At 59.0% G+C, this 3,639-nt stretch carries 2 protein-coding genes and 2 pseudogenes; 3 read left to right on the forward strand and 1 reads right to left on the reverse strand.

What is annotated here, in order from left to right:
• A pseudogene (locus PROAA_RS12510) lies at window positions 1-414 on the forward strand (hypothetical protein); the annotation flags it as partial.
• Window positions 415-479: 65 nt separating this feature from the next.
• Window positions 480-1,019 carry a hypothetical protein gene (locus PROAA_RS12515; protein WP_186411661.1) on the forward strand — a complete coding sequence of 180 codons (540 nt, stop codon included), beginning with the start codon at window positions 480-482 and terminating at the stop codon, window positions 1,017-1,019.
• 142 nt (window positions 1,020-1,161) lie between these two features.
• Here the strand turns inward: PROAA_RS12515 and PROAA_RS12520 are convergent, their stop codons facing one another.
• Window positions 1,162-1,965: a DUF3313 domain-containing protein gene (locus tag PROAA_RS12520; RefSeq protein WP_186411662.1), complete on the reverse strand. Its 804-nt coding sequence runs from the start codon at window positions 1,963-1,965 to the stop codon at window positions 1,162-1,164.
• 214 nt (window positions 1,966-2,179) lie between these two features.
• Here PROAA_RS12520 and PROAA_RS12525 point away from each other — a divergent pair.
• Window positions 2,180-3,639: pseudogene (locus PROAA_RS12525) on the forward strand (phosphoribosylformylglycinamidine synthase); the annotation flags it as partial.

Genomic DNA, 3,639 nt, shown 5'->3' on the forward strand with positions numbered 1-3,639 from the left:
TGCACCTTCGGCGACCTGCTCTCGCGACAGAAGGCCGGCAAAGCCTTTCTGTCCATGGAAGTCGGCGCGACTGTTCTGCCGCCCGCCCCAATCGTACGCAACGCTGGCATGGACCATATCGCCGCCCTCTCCAGCGACGGCCGCCTTCTTGTATTCCCGCTCGACCAGATGAAGCGCCTGTCCGGCGGCAAGGGCGTGCAGATCATCGGACTGAAAGGCAAGGAAACGCTCAAGTCGATCATCGCCGGTAAAGGCCCCTCCGTCAGCATCAAGGGAACGTTCCGGAACAAGCTGAAGACACTGCTTTCGGAGGAGAAGCATGTTGGACAGCGTGCGCGAAGAGGAGCGACCGTGGGGCTAGTGAATCAGCCGGAGATCGCGTATCCGAAGGCGGAGGAACCGGGAGCGAAGTAAACGGATATTCGGCTGTAGAGTAATGATGCATAATCAATACTCATGAACAGACAAAGGAGGCGACTATGTCATCCCGTGTTTTGCTGGCAACCTTGCTTGCACTCTGCTCCACGCTGGCGACGGCTCAAGGGACAGTCTACGAATCGAAGGACCGGGCCGGGCCTGTATTTTCGGACGCACCTTCTTCCGGTGCCAAATCACTTGAACTGCCACCACTGAGCGTCATTCAGGAACCCCAGGCGCCGCCACAACCGCCGCCGGCGCAAACTGTCGCACCTGCGCCATACAGCGGCCTGGCCATCGTCGCTCCAGCGAACGAGGGCACGATCCATACGAACACGGGTGCATTCGACCTGCACGTACAGATACAACCCGCGCTAAGAATCAGCGACGGCGACGCAATCATCGTAAAACTCGACGGAAACCAGCTTGCGCAGGGATACCGCGGCTCGGTGATCCATATCAAGGCGGCCGATTGGGCGCGTGCAGCCACCGCAAAGAGTATCGAGCACAGTTTGCAGGTGGCGATTACCGATCGAACCGGAGCCGTGCTGATCGAGTCTGCTCCTGTCAGGTTCTACGCACACCGCGCCGTACGGCGCTAGCACGCTGCTCCACATGCCCGGTAGCCAGGACAAGGCGCCACCTGCTACTTTTGATTTTCTCCAACCGGCAACCATATCTGCTGGCTGTCGGCACCGTCTGACCCACGGGTCAGACGGGTTCCCGCAATCAGCACAACGCAACCTATTTGGTCGGGGTAACCCCACGCAAATGGGCGAGGCGCGTCGCTAACAGCAATGACCACTTGTCCATCGCATTCTTGGCATACGACCAGGATTGGAAGGAGTTCATATAACCATCCACCCATGTCTCGGTTGCGCCCGACGCGCCCGCATCAACATCAGCCGCATATTTGCGACCAATTTGCGTATCTCTGCATTCAGCAAGCACGGTGTTGGAGGCCCCATCACGGAACTGCATTTCCATACCCGTTTCGCCCAGATACGGTGTTGAACCCGCCGGGAGGCCGGCGGCGACGCCTGAACCTGCCTCAGCCACAAAGCCATAGGGAATCAGCGTACCAGCTACACTTCGGCTCACTTGAGTCGGCACCAGATCGGTCAGCGCTATGCGAATCACCAGCACACCCGGACCGGCCTTGTCGACGACGGTCATTTGTTTTTCCAAGTTCTTGGTCAGCGCTTTGTGAAAATAGTCCGTTAGCAACGTGAGATCACTCGGGTCAATCGCTTTCGGGCTATCTTCTTTCTTGGCCGGTGCCAAAGAGACAAGAATTCGTGAAATCAGCACCTTGTCGTACTTGCTGGCATCAATCGCTGGGGCACGCCAGCACTCGGTTCCGCCAATATCCGGGTTGGTCTTCAGGCGGGCGTAATCAGTCAAAAACCCGGCCGTCGTCATGAGTGTGGGCGCACTGACGGTTACGTTCGAACCCGACGTTGTGGCACAGCCGGAGAACAATACAATTGCGCTAACGGAAAGGCATATGCCCAGACCACGAAGAGAAAGATACTTCGGCTTATTCATTACTCACTACTCCTATGTTCGCCCGTTAACAGTTTAACGAAGCAGTCGAAAACGCGCATTCTGACACAATTCGAGTCTGAGAAGCCCCCGTACTTATCGCACCAATACACCGATTCCATTGTCGTTGCCGGTCCGACTGCAAGCCGCTCTCGGCTATAATCCCGGCTTCGCCTTGTATCCCTCGCAGGCTTCCAGCCCTTATTCAAAACTCACCATGGCCGACATTCTATTTCTGCGCGGAGCCCCCGCTTTTTCCGCTTTTCGCCTGCTGGGTTTGCAGCAACGCTTTCAAGCCGTCGCGCCTGGTTCGAGCATCGCCAGCGCCGAACACTGGCACATTGCCAAGTTGAACAAAGCGCTCAGCGATGCAGGCCGCAAACAATTGGCGGCGCTGTTCGAGGCGCGCGCGGAGAATGAAGCCGGGGGTGTTGAGTGTGGAGAACTATTCCTCGTCACCCCGCGCATCGGCACCATCTCGCCGTGGTCGTCCAAGGCGACCGACATCGCGTGGAACTGTGGCCTGGAAGCCGTCGAGCGAATCGAACGCGTCGAGCGCGGCATTGCCTATCGCATCAAGACCGCCAATGGAACGCTGTCAGCCGACGAGAGGACACAGATTTCAACGGCCATCCATGACCGCATGACCGAGACCGTACTCGGCGATTTCGAGCAAACGGCTGAGCTTTTCCGTCACTTCCCGCCGACACCGATGACTTCGATCGATTTGCTGGGCGGCGGACGCAACGCTCTGGTCGAAGCCAATGGCCGCCTCGGACTGGCGCTGTCGGACGACGAGATCGACTATCTCGTCGAGTTGTTTGTGAACAAGACCCGGCGCAATCCGACCGACGTCGAGCTGATGATGTTCGCGCAAGCCAACTCCGAACACTGCCGCCACAAGATATTCAACGCCTCGTGGGTCATCGATGGCGAAACGCACAATGAAACGCTGTTCGGCATGATCCGCGAGACGCACCAGGCACATCCGCAAGGCACGGTCGTCGCCTACTCCGACAACTCCTCGGTGTTCGAGGGCGCACGCGTAGCACGCTTTTGTCCGGGAGCGGACGGCGCCTATGGCTGGACCGAGGAGCTGACGCACATTCTGGCCAAAGTTGAAACGCATAACCATCCGACTGCGATTTCGCCCTTCCCCGGTGCCGCGACCGGGTCGGGCGGCGAGATTCGCGACGAAGGGGCGACCGGGCGCGGTTCGAAGCCGAAGGCCGGTCTCTGCGGGTTTTCGGTCTCCAATCTGTATCTGCCGGATGCGCCGCGACCGTGGGAAGCCGAAATGGCCTCGTATGGCCGCCCGTCACGCATTGCCTCGGCACTGGACATCATGCTCGAAGGCCCGATTGGCGCAGCGGCCTTCAACAACGAATTTGGCCGCCCGAATCTCTGCGGTTACTTTCGCAGTTATGAGCAACGTGTCGGTACGGGTGAAGAGGCTGTCGTACGCGGTTACCACAAGCCGATCATGGTTGCCGGTGGCATCGGCAACATTGCTGCCGATCAGTCCTTCAAGGCTGCGACGTTCCCGCCGGGCACCCTGCTCATCCAGCTTGGCGGGCCGGGCATGCTGATCGGCTTGGGTGGTGGCGCGGCGAGCTCGATGAGCACCGGCAGCAATAGCGAATCCCTCGACTTTGCGTCCGTCCAGCGCGGCAACCC

It is taken from the genome of Candidatus Propionivibrio aalborgensis, from assembly GCF_900089945.1.
GTDB classification, from domain to species: domain Bacteria; phylum Pseudomonadota; class Gammaproteobacteria; order Burkholderiales; family Rhodocyclaceae; genus Propionivibrio; species Propionivibrio aalborgensis.